This window comes from Nonomuraea sp. NPDC049421 (assembly GCF_040677005.1).
Classification (GTDB): Bacteria; Actinomycetota; Actinomycetes; order Streptosporangiales; family Streptosporangiaceae; genus Nonomuraea; species Nonomuraea salmonea.
This window is the reverse complement of record NZ_JBFAQA010000017.1, coordinates 157345-172773: the sequence shown is the minus strand read 5'-3', so window position 1 is coordinate 172773 and position 15429 is coordinate 157345. Positions and strand designations below refer to the sequence as shown.

The 15429-nt window shown below is 71.0% G+C and carries 14 protein-coding genes; 8 read left to right on the top strand and 6 right to left on the bottom strand.

Annotated elements, in window-relative coordinates; translation table 11 throughout:
* Nucleotides 1-157: 157 nt before the first annotated feature.
* Nucleotides 158-2224, bottom strand: coding sequence for a DNA topoisomerase IV subunit B (locus tag AB0K18_RS27800; RefSeq protein ID WP_364919628.1), 2067 nt, complete (start codon nucleotides 2222-2224; stop codon nucleotides 158-160).
* 247 nt (nucleotides 2225-2471) lie between these two features.
* Here AB0K18_RS27800 and AB0K18_RS27795 point away from each other — a divergent pair, with 247 nt between their 5' ends.
* Nucleotides 2472-2702 carry a hypothetical protein gene (locus tag AB0K18_RS27795; protein WP_364919625.1) on the top strand — a complete coding sequence of 77 codons (231 nt, stop codon included), beginning with the start codon at nucleotides 2472-2474 and terminating at the stop codon, nucleotides 2700-2702.
* 269 nt (nucleotides 2703-2971) lie between these two features.
* Here AB0K18_RS27795 and AB0K18_RS27790 read toward each other — a convergent pair whose 3' ends face one another.
* Nucleotides 2972-3673 carry a GNAT family N-acetyltransferase gene (locus tag AB0K18_RS27790; RefSeq protein WP_364919622.1) on the bottom strand — a complete coding sequence of 234 codons (702 nt, stop codon included), beginning with the start codon at nucleotides 3671-3673 and terminating at the stop codon, nucleotides 2972-2974.
* 65 nt (nucleotides 3674-3738) lie between these two features.
* Between AB0K18_RS27790 and AB0K18_RS27785 the strand changes: the two genes are divergently transcribed.
* Nucleotides 3739-4473 carry a peroxide stress protein YaaA gene (locus AB0K18_RS27785; protein ID WP_364919619.1) on the top strand — a complete coding sequence of 245 codons (735 nt, stop codon included), beginning with the start codon at nucleotides 3739-3741 and terminating at the stop codon, nucleotides 4471-4473.
* 120 nt (nucleotides 4474-4593) lie between these two features.
* Here the strand turns inward: AB0K18_RS27785 and AB0K18_RS27780 are convergent, their stop codons facing one another.
* The 3 genes from AB0K18_RS27780 to AB0K18_RS27770 form a co-directional block, all read right to left on the bottom strand.
* Nucleotides 4594-6240: an RNA polymerase sigma factor gene (locus tag AB0K18_RS27780; protein WP_364919616.1), complete on the bottom strand. Its 1647-nt coding sequence runs from the start codon at nucleotides 6238-6240 to the stop codon at nucleotides 4594-4596.
* Nucleotides 6241-6482: 242 nt separating this feature from the next.
* Nucleotides 6483-8576, bottom strand: coding sequence for a SpoIIE family protein phosphatase (locus AB0K18_RS27775; protein WP_364919613.1), 2094 nt, complete (start codon nucleotides 8574-8576; stop codon nucleotides 6483-6485).
* Nucleotides 8577-8830: 254 nt separating this feature from the next.
* On the bottom strand, nucleotides 8831-9400 hold the full coding sequence (locus AB0K18_RS27770) for an HhH-GPD-type base excision DNA repair protein (protein WP_364919610.1): 570 nt from the start codon (nucleotides 9398-9400) through the stop codon (nucleotides 8831-8833).
* Nucleotides 9401-9554: 154 nt separating this feature from the next.
* On the opposite strand from AB0K18_RS27770, the gene AB0K18_RS27765 reads away from it, so the two are divergent.
* The 6 genes from AB0K18_RS27765 (at nucleotide 9555) to AB0K18_RS27740 (ending at nucleotide 14552) form a co-directional block, all read left to right on the top strand.
* Nucleotides 9555-9779: a hypothetical protein gene (locus tag AB0K18_RS27765; protein ID WP_106250249.1), complete on the top strand. Its 225-nt coding sequence runs from the start codon at nucleotides 9555-9557 to the stop codon at nucleotides 9777-9779.
* Nucleotides 9780-10005: 226 nt separating this feature from the next.
* Nucleotides 10006-11496, top strand: a complete 1491-nt coding sequence (locus tag AB0K18_RS27760; protein WP_364919720.1) for a hypothetical protein — start codon at nucleotides 10006-10008, stop codon at nucleotides 11494-11496.
* Between the two features lie 11 nt (nucleotides 11497-11507).
* Entirely contained in the window at nucleotides 11508-12284 is a 777-nt protein-coding gene (locus AB0K18_RS27755) for a thioesterase family protein (RefSeq protein ID WP_364919608.1), read from the top strand.
* Between the two features lie 23 nt (nucleotides 12285-12307).
* Nucleotides 12308-13063, top strand: coding sequence for a 5-oxoprolinase subunit PxpA (locus AB0K18_RS27750; RefSeq protein WP_364557327.1), 756 nt, complete (start codon nucleotides 12308-12310; stop codon nucleotides 13061-13063).
* Nucleotides 13060-13677 (top strand): allophanate hydrolase subunit 1, encoded by a 618-nt coding sequence (locus AB0K18_RS27745; RefSeq protein WP_364919605.1) that lies wholly within the window; start codon nucleotides 13060-13062, stop codon nucleotides 13675-13677. The genes AB0K18_RS27750 and AB0K18_RS27745 overlap by 4 nt, the downstream gene beginning before the upstream one ends.
* Nucleotides 13674-14552, top strand: a complete 879-nt coding sequence (locus tag AB0K18_RS27740; protein ID WP_364919602.1) for a biotin-dependent carboxyltransferase family protein — start codon at nucleotides 13674-13676, stop codon at nucleotides 14550-14552. Before AB0K18_RS27745 ends, AB0K18_RS27740 begins: the two co-directional genes overlap by 4 nt.
* A 13-nt stretch (nucleotides 14553-14565) precedes the next feature.
* On the opposite strand, the gene AB0K18_RS27735 is transcribed toward AB0K18_RS27740, so the two are convergent.
* Nucleotides 14566-15396: a PhzF family phenazine biosynthesis protein gene (locus AB0K18_RS27735; RefSeq protein ID WP_364919600.1), complete on the bottom strand. Its 831-nt coding sequence runs from the start codon at nucleotides 15394-15396 to the stop codon at nucleotides 14566-14568.
* Between the last annotated feature and the right edge of the window lie 33 nt (nucleotides 15397-15429).

The window sequence follows — 15429 nt, the reverse complement described above, 5'->3', positions numbered from 1 at the left end:
CACCCACCCCAGGCCAGCACCGCCGCCCGCCTGCTCCGGGTCAGCGTGCCGCTTGTCCGTCTCGGGCCGGCCCCCGCTCAAACGCCACGGTCACGCAAGCGGCCCGGCCGCCGTAGCGCCCGTGGGCGGTCGGGGGTCGGGCCGGAAGCGTGGTGGGTCAGGCGTCGATGTGGTCGCGGTCGACTTCGGCGGCGCTGTTGACGATGAACTCGCGGCGCGGCGCGACCTCGCTGCCCATCAGCAGGTTGAAGATGTGCTCGGCCGCCTCGGCGTCCTCGATGCGGACGCGGCGCAGGATGCGGTGGCGCGGGTCCATGGTGGTCTCGGCCAGCTGGTCGGCGTCCATCTCGCCCAGACCCTTGTAGCGCTGCACCGGGTCCTTCCACCGCTTGCCGCGCCGCTCCAGGTCGCGCAGCACCTTCTGCAGCTCGGCGTCGGAGTAGCAGTAGATGTATTTGTCCTTGCCGCGTCCCGGGTTGGTCAGCTCGATGCGGTGCAGCGGCGGCACCGCGGCGAACACCCGCCCGGCCTCGACCATCGGCCGCATGTAGCGGTGGAAGAGGGTCAGCAGCAGGCAGCGGATGTGGGCGCCGTCGACGTCGGCGTCGGCCATGAGGATGACCTTGCCGTAGCGGGCGGAGTCGATGTCGAACGTACGGCCCGACCCGGCCCCGACCACCTGGATGATGGCGGCGCACTCGGCGTTCTTGAGCATGTCGCTCACGGACGCCTTCTGGACGTTGAGGATCTTGCCGCGGATCGGCAGCAGCGCCTGGAACTCGGAGTCGCGGGCCAGCTTGGCGGTGCCGAGCGCCGAGTCGCCCTCGACGATGAACAGCTCGCTGCGGTCGACGGCGTCGCTGCGGCAGTCGACCAGCTTGGCCGGCAGCGCGGAGTTTTCCAGCGCGCTCTTGCGGCGCTGGTTGTCGCGGTGCTCGCGGGCCGCGATGCGGGCCTTGGCGGCGGCGACGATCTTCTCCAGCACCGCCCTCAGCGGCTGCTTGTAGCCGCGCGGCGGGTTGGTGAACAGCTCTTTGAGCTCGCGCGAGACCACATGGGAGACGATGCGGGTGGCGGCGGAGGTGCCGAGCACCTCCTTGGTCTGCCCCTCGAACTGCGGCTCTGGCACCCGGACCGTGACCACGCCGGTCAGGCCCTCGGAGATGTCGTCCTTGGTGACGGGGTCGTCGCCGTTCTTCAGCAGGCGGGTCTCACGCAGCAGCTCGTTGATCGTACGGACCAGGCCGCGCTCGAAACCGGTGAGGTGGGTGCCGCCCTTGGGCGTGGCGATGACGTTGACGAACGAGCGCACGGTGGACTCGTAGCCCTTGCCCCAGCGGACCGCCACGTCGACCGTCAGCTCGCGCTGGACCTCGGTGGGCGTCATGTGGCCCTGGTCGTCGAGGACCGGCACGGTCTCGTGGAAGTGGCCGACGCCCTGCAGGCGCAGCACGTCGCAGATCGCCTCGTCGCGGGCCAGGAACTCGGTGAACTCGGAGATGCCGCCGTCGAAGCGGAACTCCTCCTCCAGGCGCTCCTCGTGCCGGCTGTCGTAGACGGCCAGGGTCAGGCCGGGGACCAGGAACGCGGTCTGCCGCAGGCGTACGTGGATCTCGTCGAGCGAGACCTCGGCGTCGGGGAGGAAGATCTGCTTGTCGGCCCAGAAGCGCACGCGGGTGCCCGAGACGTTCTTCGGGACCTTGTCGCCGATGCGCAGGCCGGACTTCTTCTTGAACTTGGCGGTGGGCCCTTCGCCGTCGAAGACGCCGGGGACCCCGCGCCTGAAGCTGATCTCGTGGACCACTCCGTCACGGTCGACCTCGACGTCGACGCGCGCCGACAGGGCGTTGACCACGGAGGCGCCCACGCCGTGCAGGCCGCCGGAGGCGCCGTAGGAGCCGCCGCCGAACTTGCCGCCCGCGTGGAGCTTGGTGTAGACGAGCTCGACGCCGGCCAGGCCGCTCTTGGGCTCGATGTCGACGGGGATGCCGCGGCCGTTGTCGCGCACCTCGATGGAGCCGTCGGCGTAGAGCTCGACCTCGATGCGGTCACAGTGGCCCGCAAGCGCCTCGTCGACGCCGTTGTCCACGATCTCCCAGAGGCAGTGCATCAGCCCGCGACTGTCGGTGGACCCGATGTACATGCCCGGGCGCTTGCGGACGGCCTCGAGACCCTCAAGCACCGACAGGTGACGAGCCGTGTAACCCGCCTCCACTAGCGTCACTCCAGCTCCCCTGTTCTAGTCATCGAACACGTGTGCGTAGCCTACCGTTCTTCCCCTACGCGCGCGTACAAGCTTGCCATGGTCGCTCGTTTGCCGTTACCAACCGGCTGATCGTCATTACTTTCGGGCACATTCCGCTCTGGGCGTAGAGAGGGGGCGGTTGGGAACGTCCACGTCCGGTTAGATGTTGTTCCAAGTGACTGACGCCAGATCCTCGCTTCGGCGGGGGTGACCCGAAAGGCGATACGTGACTGGAGCTCTCGCCCCCGTTAAGCCGCTGACGGCCCTCGACCGCTGCGACCGCTGCGGTGCCCAGGCCTACATTCGCGCGACCCTGCCTGTGGGTGGGGAGCTGCTGTTCTGCGCCCACCACGGGCGTCAGCACATCGCAGCGTTGCGTGAAAAGGGCGCCGACATCCTGGACGAGTCGGCTCGGCTCAGCGAAACCCCTGCATCCGCCCCCAGCGATGAGCGCTGATCACAGCATTCATCGTGTGAGATAACCACATATTGCATATTGCGAAACGTACGGCGGCGACTCCGGGTCCACCCGGAGTCGCCGTCGTGCTTTCACCCGCCCGCGATTCTCCGTCCTTCGACGCCCGCTCCGGGCTCCTCCCGCACCCCTACCGCACGCGGATCGTCATGTGACGTCCTCTTCGTGCATGGGGAGCTCAAGGGACGGTGGCCGCCGTGGCGACATGCCGGGGAGCCGGATCGCGGTGACACCGGGGCAGGGGGTGCGGGTCAGAGGGGGGCGGCGCGGTAGTGGTAGCGGCCCGTCGCCGTGAAGCCCTCGCCTCGGTAGAGGGACTGGGCGCCCGTGTTCTGAGCCGTCACCACCAGGTACGCCTCGCCGCCGCCCGCGCGGGCGACCAGTGCCCGCAGCACCGTCCTGGCCAGTCCCCTGCGCCGGGCCTCGGGCAGCGTGGCCATGCAGTAGACGCCGAGCGTGTCGCCCTGCGGGACGGCCCGGCCGACGGCCAGCGCCCGGCCGCCCTCCTCGTACGCCGCGTACAGGGCCGGCACGCCGGTGCAGATCCGCTCGGCCACGGCGAGCCCGTCGGCGTAGCGGCCGTCCACGGCCCACCAGGTCTCCAGCCAGCCCGGCCAGGGGCGCTCCTCCATCCTGACCTCGGGGGCGGGCTCGCCCTTGGGCGTCCCCGACATGACGACCGTGGGATCGACCACCTCGTATCCCCGGCGTCCGAGCTCCTCGTCCAGCCCCGGCATGGTGCCAGGACCCATGGAGAAGAAGCACCGCTGCCCCCGCTCCCGGTAGAAGTCCTCAGCCGCCGAGATCGCCCGGCCGAGGTCGGACGGCCGGGCGAGCGCCAGCACGGAATTGGCTCTCTTGGTGACTCCGCCGGCGTGTCGCAGCAGCCATCCGTCGTACGCCCGCACCTCGAAAGCGGGCCATGCCTCATGAACGAGCAGGTCGACATCCACCCGCGCAGCCTAGCGACCCGAGCCCGGGAAAGGGCCACTGGCCAGGGCCAATAGGGTAGAGGACTGTGCTGATCCTGTTGCCGCCGTCCGAAGGCAAGGCGTCGGAGGGTGACGGCCCGCCCGTGGGCGAGCTGTCCTTCCCCTCCCTCGGCAAGTCCCGCAAGCGGGTGATGACCGCGCTCGTCCGGGCCTCCAGACGCCGCGACGCCCTCGACGTGCTGGGCCTGACGCCGGGCCTCGCGGGTGAGCTGGCCAAGAACACCGCGCTGGCGACCGCGCCCACCCTGCCCGCCGCCGCCCTCTACACCGGCGTCCTGTACGACAACCTCGGCCTGGCGACCCTGGAGGCGGAGGCGCTCGCGCGGGCCGAGGAGTCCGTGCTGATCTTCTCCGGGCTCTGGGGTGTGCTGCGGATCACCGACCGCATCCCGCCCTACCGCCTGTCCATGGGCGTCAACCTGCCGCCGGTCGGGGGTCTGGCGGCCTTCTGGCGTCCGGTGGTCTCCAAGGAGCTCGACCGGCTGCCGGGGCTGGTGGTGGATCTCCGCTCGGCCACGTACGCGGGTGCCTGGCAGCCGGGGTCACGCTCGGTGACGGTACGCGTGTTCCGCGACGGCAAGGTCGTCAGCCACATGGCCAAGGCCACCCGGGGAGAGGTCGCCCGCGCCCTGCTCCACCAGCCGACCCAGCCGGCCACGCCTGAGGAGCTGGTCAAGACCCTCGACTCCCTCGGCTACGCCACTCAGCTCACCGCTCCCATGAACTCCAAGCGCCCCTGGGTCCTGGACATCCACCTCTGAGAAAGTTGGTACTCCAGGAACGTACGAGGCCGCCGAAAAAGCCGAAACGCCCCGCCGGAACTCCGGCGGGGCGTTTCGCACAACGAGGTGAGCCCCGGCGAACCAGGGCCCTGATGCGGGTCAGTCCAGGTAGTCGCGCAGGACCTGGGACCGCGACGGGTGGCGCAGCTTCGACATGGTCTTGGACTCGATCTGGCGGATGCGCTCACGGGTGACCCCGTAAACCTTGCCGATCTCGTCCAGCGTCTTGGGCTGGCCGTCCGTGAGGCCGAAGCGCATGGACACGACGCCCGCCTCCCGCTCCGACAACGTGTCGAGAACGGAGTGCAGCTGCTCCTGCAGCAGCGTGAAGCTGACGGCGTCGGCCGGCACGATGGCCTCGGAGTCCTCGATGAGGTCACCGAACTCGCTGTCGCCCTCCTCGCCCAGCGGGGTGTGGAGGGAGATGGGCTCGCGGCCGTACTTCTGGACCTCGACGACCTTCTCGGGCGTCATGTCCAGCTCGCGGGCCAGCTCTTCCGGCGTGGGCTCGCGGCCGAGGTCCTGCAGCATCTGCCGCTGAACCCGGGCCAGCTTGTTGATCACTTCGACCATGTGGACCGGGATGCGGATGGTCCGCGCCTGGTCGGCCATGGCACGCGTGATCGCCTGCCGGATCCACCACGTGGCGTAGGTGGAGAACTTGTAGCCCTTGGTGTAGTCGAACTTCTCGACGGCCCTGATGAGGCCCAGGTTGCCTTCCTGGATCAGGTCGAGGAACAGCATGCCGCGCCCGGTGTAGCGCTTGGCCAGCGAGACCACGAGCCGGAGGTTGGCCTCCAGCAGGTGGTTCTTGGCACGGCGGCCGTCTTCGGCGATCCACTCAAGCTCGGCCTTGACGTCGACGGGAAGCCCGTCGGTCTCGGCACCGCCCAGCTGCTCCTCGGCGAACAGGCCGGCCTCGATGCGCTTGGCCAGCTCGACCTCCTGCTCGGCGTTGAGCAGGGGGACCTTGCCGATCTGCTTGAGGTAGTCCTTGACCGGGTCGGCGGTGGCGCCGGCGGCGGCCACCTGGGCGACCGGGGCGTCATCGTCGTCGTCGGAGAGGATGAGGACTTCTTCCTCGCTCTTCTCCACGGCGACCTCGGCGGCCTTCGGTTCGTCGTCGGACTCGGTGTCGTCGTCGGAGTCGCCCTCGGAGTCGCCTTCGGCCACGATCTCGTCGTCGTCGACGTCGATGTCCTCGAGCTCGTCGAGCACTACGTCGCCGTCGAGCTCGATGTCCTCGTCGTCGTCGGCGTCACGCGCGGCGTCGGGCCCCTTGGGCTTGGTCTCGGCAGGCCCAGCGTTCTTCGGCTCGGCCTTCTTGGCGGCGGCGGATGCCGCGGCCTTCTTCGCCGCCGGAGCGGCCTTCTTGGCAGGGGCCGCCTTCTTGGCGGCCGGCTCGGCTTCAGCGGTGCCCACGACCGCGGTCACGGTCTCGGGCTGCTGCTCTTTGGCGGCCGCCGCCGTCTTGGTCTTGACGGGGGCGGCGGTGCGGCGCTTTGCTGGACGAGACTTCTTCGGCGCAGCCGAATCCGCGGCGGTCACCACCACGGTCACGCCCTCTTTGCTGAGGTTCCGCAAGAACGCGGCGGCGTGCGACATGGGGATGTCCGCCTCCTCGAAGGCCTGACGGACATCCTCAGACTCGAGGAAACCCTGCGAGCGCCCACGCTCGAGCAGTCGCTGAATGACGGGCTCGTTCAGCTCTTGTGGCTTCGAGCGAGTCGAACTTGCAGGCGACACGAACACCTCTCGAACGAACGCGTGGCGACAATGGACCCAGATGCCCGCTGGGGGGCTGTTGCCTCTCTCGGAGATCGGTGAGGCCGTGCGGACCGCGACGGACCTGCACAGCATTGTGGCACGACCCCGCGATCCATACGGCCACCTCCCGGCGGTTGACCTCCACCCTAGGCCGACCAAGACAGTAGTGCGTACGTAAGCGGGGCACTGATACCCGAAAGCAACCGTTATGACTGTTTCATTCAGTCACTCTTCGTGGCTGGTGGGACGTGGATTGCGAGCGCGGTAACGTCATCATCCTGTTCATATCCAGACAACATCCGGTCAACCAGGAAGTCCAGCAGCATGTGCGGACTACTCACCACCTCAGGCGGCGCTTCGGTCACAACACTGCAAAGCTCTGCGAGCCCGGCATCCAGTCCGCGCTTCCTGTTCTCGACGAGACCGTCGGAGTAGAGCACGGCGGTATGGCCGGGCGGCACCACGAACCTGAACTGCCTCCGGCTGGTCGGCCAGCCTAGCGGAGTGCCGGGCTCTGCGTCGCACAGGATCGCCGTGCCCTGCGGAGAGACCAGGACGGGTGGCGGGTGTCCCGCCATGGCCAGCGTGCCCTCGCCGGTGACGGGCTCGACCACCATGTACGCCAGCGTCGTGACCTGCTCCTCTTCCTCGGTCGCGTCGAAGACGCGGTCGAGACCGGTGAGCACGGCCGCGGGCGGCGGGTTGGTCAGCGCCAGCGCCCGCATGGCGTTGCGGATGCGGCCTATGCCGGCGGCGGCCTTGACGCCCTTGCCCATGACGTCGCCGACGACCGCCGCGACCCGCCCGTCCTGCAGCTCGAACGCGTCGTACCAGTCGCCGCCGACCTGGACGTGGCGGCTGCCCGAACGGAAGCGCTGAGCCAGTACCAGGCCCTTGATCACCGGCAGGCGGTCGGGGAGCAGGCTGCGCTGCAGCGTCTCGGCGGTGCGGTGCTCGCGCTCGAACAGGGTGGCCCGCTCGACGGCGAGCGCGCACTGACCGGCCAGCGCCTCCAGGAAGACGCCGTCCTCCTGAGAGATCTTCTGTGGCCTGGTGAAGGAGAAGCGCAGGGCGCCGAGCGCGCGGCCGGCGGCCAGCAGCGGCAGGCCCACCCAGGCCCGCTCGTCGCCGCGGGCGAGGAACTGCGCCAGCACCTCCTCGTCGCCACCGGCCTCGAGGAGCTGGGCCTTCAGCGACTCGGGCGACTCGGCGAAGACCGGGCGGCGGCTGTTGACCGCCATGGTCATCACGTTGGAGTGGGACAGCGGGATCTCGTCGCCGGTGGCCCCTGACGCCTCCAGAATGCCCTCGCCGTTGATCAGCTTGAGCGCGGCGCGGTCGGTGTCGAGCAGCGCCACGGCGGAGCGGTCGGCGGCCAGCGCGGTGCGGCCCACGTCGATGATGACCTGGACGACCTGCTCGACCGTCAGCGCCTCCGCCAGCATGGCCGTGGCGCCCTGGAGCCGCGCGGTGCGCAGGGCGGCGGCGCCGAGCTGGTCGGTCAGCCTGCCGCGCATCTCCTCTGCCTCGCGCTGCGGCGTGACGTCGGTGTTGGCGCCGACCCACTCCACCACCCTGCCGTGGCGGATGATCGGCACGGCCCGCACCTCGAAGTGGCGGTAGCCGCTCGCCCGGGTGCGCACCCGGTAGTTCCACTCGAACATGGTGCGGCCGCGCAGCGCCTCGCGCCACGCCTCCTCGGTCTGCTGCCGCTCCTCGGGGTGGACGACCTCCAGCCAGCCGTTGGCGAGGTATTCCTCCAGGCCCTGGCCGGTGATGGCGCGCCACTGCGGGGCGTCCTCGACCACGGCGCCGGTGGGCGAGGTGATCCAGACGAGCTGGGACTGCGCCTCGACCAGCGAGCGGTAGCGCTCCTCGCTGCGGCGCAGCGCCTCCTCGGTCTGGCGGCTCTCGGTGACGTCGAGCCCGACCAGGGCGATCGCGCGCAGCTCGCCGGCGTCGTCGTGGACCGGCGAGAACGACAGCGACCAGTGACGCGTGTCGCCCTCAGCGGAGCGCACGCGGACGCGGCCCTCGGTGACCGGCGCGTCACCCTCGATGACCGCCTGCACGGCGTGCGTGATGATCTGGCTGAGGTCGGCGGACAGCACCTCGACCGGCTGCCTGCCGATCATGCGGTCGGCGGGCACGTTGACGACGTCGCTGAAGACGTCGTTGACCCGCTGGATGCGGCTGTCGGCGTCGAAGAACGCGAAGGCGAACTCGGCCTCCGACAACATGCCCTTGAAGAGGGCGGAGTCTGAGATGTCCACATCCGACTCCCGGGGACGGGGAACGGAGGTCTCGGCGCTCATGGTCCGCACCTCCGTCGCGTGCCAGGGTCTCCCACGCGGCACATCTCCATAACTGTGTATCGGCGTAGCGCAGCTCCGGGCGACCGGATTCTGCAGTACATCATCGACGATGGGCATGTACGGACGGAAGCCCCCGCCGCGGCCCTGTCGCCTCTAGGGTCTACGCATCCTGTCAAAGTCGCTCCACATTGCGCAGCAAGATCAGGTTACAGCGCCAGATCGCCGGGGCGGATCCCGCCACGACCTCTGGGCCCCTACTGGCCCTTGGCCGCGCGCTTGGCCTCCTGTTTGGCCGCCCGCACGCGGGCCAGGCTGCCGGCGTCGACCACGTCGGCCACCGACCGGTACGACCCCTCCTCGCCGTAGAGTCCGGCTGCTTCACGCCAGCCTGATGGCTGGACCCCCAACTGCTTGCCCAGCAATGCCAAAAAGATCTGGGCCTTCTGCTTGCCGTATCCCGGCAGGGCCATGAGTCGTTTCACCAATTCTTGACCGTCGGCGGCGTCGGCCCAGATGTTCTCGGGCCGTCCGTCGTAGTGCTCGACGATATAGGCAGCCAGCTGCTGGATGCGGGCCGCCATGGATTTGGGGTAGCGATGCACGGCCGGCTTGTCCGCGAGCAGGGCGGTGAACGCCTCGGGGTCGTAGGAGGCGACCTCCTGCGCGGTCAGGTCGCGCCCGAGCCGCTCGGAGATCGTGTACGGCCCCGTGAACGCCCATTCCATGGGGATCTGCTGGTCGAGCAGCATGCCGACGAGCAGGGCGAACGGACTGCGGCCGAGGAGCTCATTCGCCTCGCTCCGCTGGGCGAGCTGGATGCGCATGGAGACAGCTTTGCATGAAAGCTCACCCGGTGAAGTGAACACAGGCCGTGCGGAGCCTTGACACGCGCCCGAGAAAAGGTGGAATGGGAGCGCAAGTCGCCCTGCAGACATTCCTGGGGGTTTGCCCCTACGGTTCCAGAGGAATCTCACTCCTATGCTCGCTCTGGCCACACGGTTCCTGCGGGAGCCGGTCAGTCTCAGGCTGGCCGAAGAGTTCCTGACCGTGCCCGTGGACACGATCGACCGATGCGTGGCCGACGTGTGCGCGTGCGCGCAGCACCTGGGCATCTCGGCGACACCCGAGATCGTGGAACGCATCGCCCGGGAGCACCTGCTCGCGATCGTCAACTCCGCGCCGCCGCCGCGCGGCATCCGCTGACCCCGGGGCGCCGGCGCACGGCGTCCCGAGACGGCGTGACGAGCGTGAAGTGTCCTGATCGGCGTGTCCGTCTCGTGTCCTTCTCGATCGCCGCCGCCGATAACATCGAGGTCACCGGGCCGTGTTCTCCGCACCGTCCGCGCCCGGAATACGAGAGAGTGAGGGTGTGCGCCGACACCGACGAGATCCCCGGGAGAGCACCCCTCCTGACGACGTGTTCAAGGAGATGGTGCAGGCGGCTCGTGAGTTGCTGGCCGTACGCACTCCCCTCGACGCGGAGCTGATGGTCTCCGACATGATCGGCGCCTGGTGGGGCAGGCGGGTCAGGGGCGGCGACGTCGAGCAGGTGCTCGGCGAAGGGCTGGTCGACTACGCCGCCAAGGCCGGCACCCCGGCCTCGCTCACGCTGCTCATCTGCCTGGCCTACCTCGGCACCGCCCGCCAGGGCGCCAAGGCGGAGGGCGCGGCGCTGGCGATGATGGAGTCGGGGGTGGCGCGCCCCGGCTGGGCCGACCGGGTCGGCGCGGTCAAACCGGCCGGCTGCTACGTCTCCCGCGACGCCTACGGCGACCAGGACACGGTGATCTGCACCTTCGCCTACCGCTGGAACGACAGCGAGCAGCCGATGGACCGCCACGCGCTGGTCCTGGTGGTCGACTACAACATGAGCGGCATGGCCCGCGACGCCTGGGTCTCCTCGCAGGTCGACAAGCTGCTTGAGCAGGCCAGGGCCGAGGCGGCGGACAACCCGCTGCTGCTGTTCGAGGAGATCGAGCCCGACCAGGCCAGGGCGCTGCTGGAGTCGGCGATGAAGGCCACCAGAGAGCCGAAGACGCCGCCGCCGGTGAGTGACAGCTACAGCGCCTACCACGCCTTCGCCAGGGCCAGGCTCAAGGCGCTGCCGCCGGGGCGCAAGCGTCCCGCGCCGCTGCACACCGAGGCCCCCTACAGCAGGGAGCGGCGGGCGATGCTGGCGGCGGAGTTCCTCGCCTCCGACGCGGCCGAGCACCTGTCCGACCCCTCGGCGGCCTCGCGCTGCGCCGACCACATCATCGACTACGGCTGCGACCAGGACTTCAACCGGCCGCTGCGGGTCAGCCCGACCAAGTGCGAGACGTTCCTGCTCGACTGGCTGCCGCGCAAGGTCATGCTGAGCGAGGCGGAGCAGGAGGCGATGCCGCACGTGCTGGCGGCGTGGGTGCGCTTCGCGGCGCGCCGCACGGGGCTGCCCGAGCAGGGGCTCAAGGCCACGCTCGACGCGGTGTGGGAGGCGATCGGGAAGTTCCCCGAGGCCTACCGCGACCCGACGACGTTCGGGCTCGACCGGCCGCTGCTGGAGCGGCTGCTGCCCGACGGCGACCTGTCGGCGCTGGCCAGGCGGGCCTTCGCCTTCCCCTATCTGCAGGGCACCCACAACGGCATCGACCTCGACCGGCTCGACCCGGCCGACGCAGCCGACCGCCGTACGTTACTCGAGATCGACCACGGCACCGTGATCGACCAGGAGCACCTGGCCTGGCACGAGGAGATCGCGAGCCGGCTGTGGGACGGCGACCCGCCGCAGCTGTGGGAGGCCGCGCAGCGGCTGCTCGACCTCGGCCACGACCGCCACGACGTGCTCCACGTGCTGATCGAGATCGTCGAGCGGATCGGCGGCCATCCCGACGAGCTGGCGGCGGCGCTCGACGACATCGCGGACATCCCCGACGAGTTCTAGAGTCTTCTTCCATGGCGATGTACCGGCGACTCACCCGTGCTGATCATGCGGGCCGTTACCTGGCCTCCGAGCACACCCAGGGTCCTTGGGACCCGCGCACGCAGCACATGGGGCCGGTCGCCGCGCTGATCGCGCACGAGCTGGCCCAGACCGCGCCGCGCCCGGGGCTGGAGCCGTCCCGGCTGGTGGCCGACGTGTTCGCGCCGGTGCCGGTGGCCGAGCTGGAGGTCACGACCGACGTCGTACGCGACGGCAAACGGGTGCAGTGCCTGTCGGCGAGCGTGTCGTCGGGCGGCCGCGAATACGTCAGGGCCACGGCCTGGCGCATCCGTACGGAGGAGATGGCCCCGGTGGGCGGCGCCGCCCCGCCCGCTCCCCCGCGCTCCGTCGAGCCCGACGGCTCCTGGCTGGCCACCGACTTCGGCTACGGGCGGGCGATGGAGTGGCGGTTCGTCGCGGGCGGCCCCGGTGAGCCGGGCCCCGCGACCGCGTGGGGCAGGCTGCGCGTGCCGCTGGTCGAGGACGAGGAGCCGACGCCGTTCGAGCGGGTGGCGGTGCTCGCCGACAGCGGCAACGGCATCAGCGCCGCCCTCGGCTTCGGCACGCACGTGTTCGTGAACGTCGATCTGACGATCTCGCTGTTCCGCGCGCCGGCGGGCGAATGGGTCTGCATGGACGCGCAGACCGTCGTCGGACCGTCCGGCCGCGGCCTGACCCGGAGCACCCTGTACGACGAGAGCGGCGAGATCGGCGCGGCCACACAGACGTTGTTCGTCGCGCCGAGGTAGCCCTACCCGCCATGATGGGTGCCATGGTGATCGACCTGAACGCTGACCTGGGCGAGGGTTTCGGCATCTGGCGGCTCGGCGACGACCTCGCGCTGCTCGACATCGTCACGAGCGCCAACGTGGCCTGCGGCTTTCACGCGGGCGACCCGGTGACGATCAGGCGCACGTGCGCGGCGGCCGTGGACCGCGGGGTGTCGATCGGGGCGCAGGTGTCCTATCGCGACCTGGCCCACTTCGGGCGCAGGGAGATGGAGGTCGAGCCGGAGGAGCTGTGCGCCGAGGTGCTCTACCAGCTCGCCGCCGTCGACGGCATCGCCAGGGCGATGGGCGGGCGGGTCTCCTACGTCAAGCCGCACGGCGCGCTCTACAACCGGATCTGCCGCGACGAGGAGCAGGCCACGGCGGTGATCGAGGCGGTCGCCGACTACGACCCCGCGCTGCCGGTGCTGACCCTGCCCGGCTCGGTGGTGCACCGGGTGGCGGCGGCCGAGGGGGTGCCGACGGTGAGCGAGGCGTTCGCCGACCGGGCGTACACGCCGGCGGGCATGCTGGTGCCGCGCCGCGAGCCGGGCTCGGTCATCCACGACCCCGGGGCGGTGGCCGCCCGCGCCCGCCAGATGGCCGTGGAAGGCTCTGTGACGGCCGCTGACGGCAGTTCCGTGCCTCTTTCCGCGCGTTCCATCTGCGTCCACGGAGACACGCCTGACGCGGTCAGGCTGGCGCAGGGGGTGCGCGACGCGCTGCTGGCCGCCGGAGTGGTCCTGCAGGCGTTCGCGTGATCCGCACGGCCGGGGAGCACGGGCTGCTCGTGGAGACGGGCTCGCTGGAGCTGTCGCACCGCGTCGACGCGGCGTTGCGCGCGGCGCGGCCGGCGGGCGTCGTGGAGATCGTGCCGGGGCCCGCGACGGTGCTGGTGGTGGCGCCTGGCGCGGATCAGGGGCGGTTGCGGGCGCGGCTCGAGTCGGTCGTACGCGAGGAGGGCGGCAAGACGGCGACGGACGAAGGCCGCGAACGGCCTGTCGTGACCATCCCCGTCGTCTACGACGGGGCCGACCTGGAGTCCGTGGCCGAGCTGGCCGGGATCTCCGTGGCGGAGGTGATCGACCGGCACACCGGCCGCGAGCTGGTGGTGGGGTGGCTGGGGTTCGCCCCCGGCTTCGCCTACCTGACCGGGCTCGACCCGGTGCTGGAGATGCCCCGGCTGGACACGCCGCGCACGTCGGTGCCCGCCGGGTCCGTGGCCGTCGCGGGGCCCTACTCGGCGGTCTATCCGACGGCGTCGCCGGGCGGGTGGCGGCTGCTCGGGCGGACGTCCGTGCGGGTGTGGGACGTTTCCGCCGACCCACCGTCGCTGTTCAGGCCGGGCACGCGGGTGCGGTTCGAGGTCGCATGATCGACGTCGTGGCGCCGGGTCCTTACGCGACCGTCCAGGATCTCGGGCGGCCGGGGTTCGCGCATCTGGGCGTGCCGTGCTCGGGCGCGGCGGACGCGCCCGCGTTGAAGCTGGCCAACCGGCTGGTCGGCAACGCCGAGTGGGCGGCGGGAGTCGAGCTGACGTTCGGCGGGGCGCGGCTGCGGTTCGCGGACGCGGCCTGGGTGGCGGTCACCGGGGCGCCGCTGGAGGTGCGGGCCGCGGGCGCCTCCGGGGTGCGGCCCGGCATGGGGGCGCCGTTCTGGGTGCCCGCCGGAGCCGAGCTGGTCTTCGGGATGCCCGAGACAGGGCTGCGCACGTACGTGGCGGTGCGCGGCGGCGTCGCGGTCGAGCCGGTGCTCGGCAGCAGGTCGACCGACTCGCTGTCCGGGCTCGGGCCACCGCCGCTGCGGGCCGGCGACACGCTGCCGGTCGGCGCGGCCGGCGGGCTGATCACCGTGGATCAGGCGCCGCTGCCGGGGCCGCGGCCCGCCGCGCTGCGGGTGGTGCCGGGGCCGCGCGACGACTGGTTCGCGGGCGGCGCGCTGGAGGTGCTGTGCGGGCGGCCGTACGAGGTGAGCCAGGACAGCAACCGCGTCGGCGTGCGGCTGCACGGAGCCGAGCTGGCGCGGGCCAGGGAGGGCGAGCTGCCCAGCGAGGGCATGGTGACCGGGGCGGTGCAGGTGCCGCCGAGCGGGCAGCCGATCGTCTTCCTCGCCGACCACCCGCCCACCGGCGGCTACCCGGTGATCGCGGTCGTGCTGGACGCCGACCTGCCGGTCGCCGCCCAGCTGCGACCAGGCGACCAGGTCCGCTTCACGCTCGCGCGGGGCCTCGCCCGCCCGGCCGGCTCGTGACGCGCACGGCGGCTCAGCGGTTGAGTGTGCCCGTGACGCAGGTCGTGACCGCGCCGCCGACCCAGACCCGGCTCTCGGCGTCGGTCGAGACGTGCACGCGGCCCCGCCTGCCGATCACGGTGCCCTGCGAGGCGACGTAGGGGGCGCTCGCCCGGCCGGTGCGCAGCAGCCACTGGGCGAGCGCGGCGTTCAGGCTGCCGGTCACGGGGTCCTCGACGGTGGCGCCGTTCTGCGGGAAGAACGCCCGCACCTCGAACGCGCACTCCGACCCCTCGGGGTAGGGACCCACCACGCCGATGTCCTCCGGCACCGTGCCGGGGCGCAGCGCGAGCACCTGCTCGGCGTCCGCCAGCAGCACCCCGATCCAGTGGGGGCCGTTGGCGGCCCACTCGGCGGCCACGATGTCGGCGCGCGCGATGCCGAGCGCGGCGACGACCCGGCCGAGCAGCTCCTCGTCGACCGGTCCCGAACGGATCAGCGGCGGCGCCTCGAAGGCCAGGCCGTCGCCGGTGACGCGCAGCGGCACGAGCCCGGCCCCGCACTCCTGCACCACCTCGCCCTCCTTGCGCGGCACGCCGCCCGCCTCCAGCCAGGCGTGGCAGGAGCCCAGCGTGGGATGCCCGGCGAAGGGCAGCTCGCGGTCGGGGGTGAAGATGCGCACCCGGTAGTCGGCCTCCCCGCTGGTCGGCGGCAGCAGGAAGGTGGTCTCCGACAGGTTCGTCCATCGGGCGAAGCGCTGCATCTCCTCCGTGCTCAGCCCGTCGGCGTCGATGACGACCGCGAGCGCGTTGCCGAGGTACGGAGTGGCGGCGAAGACGTCGACCTGCGTGAATCTGCGAGACATACCCCGGAGTCTCCCAGAGGGGTCTTTTCCGCC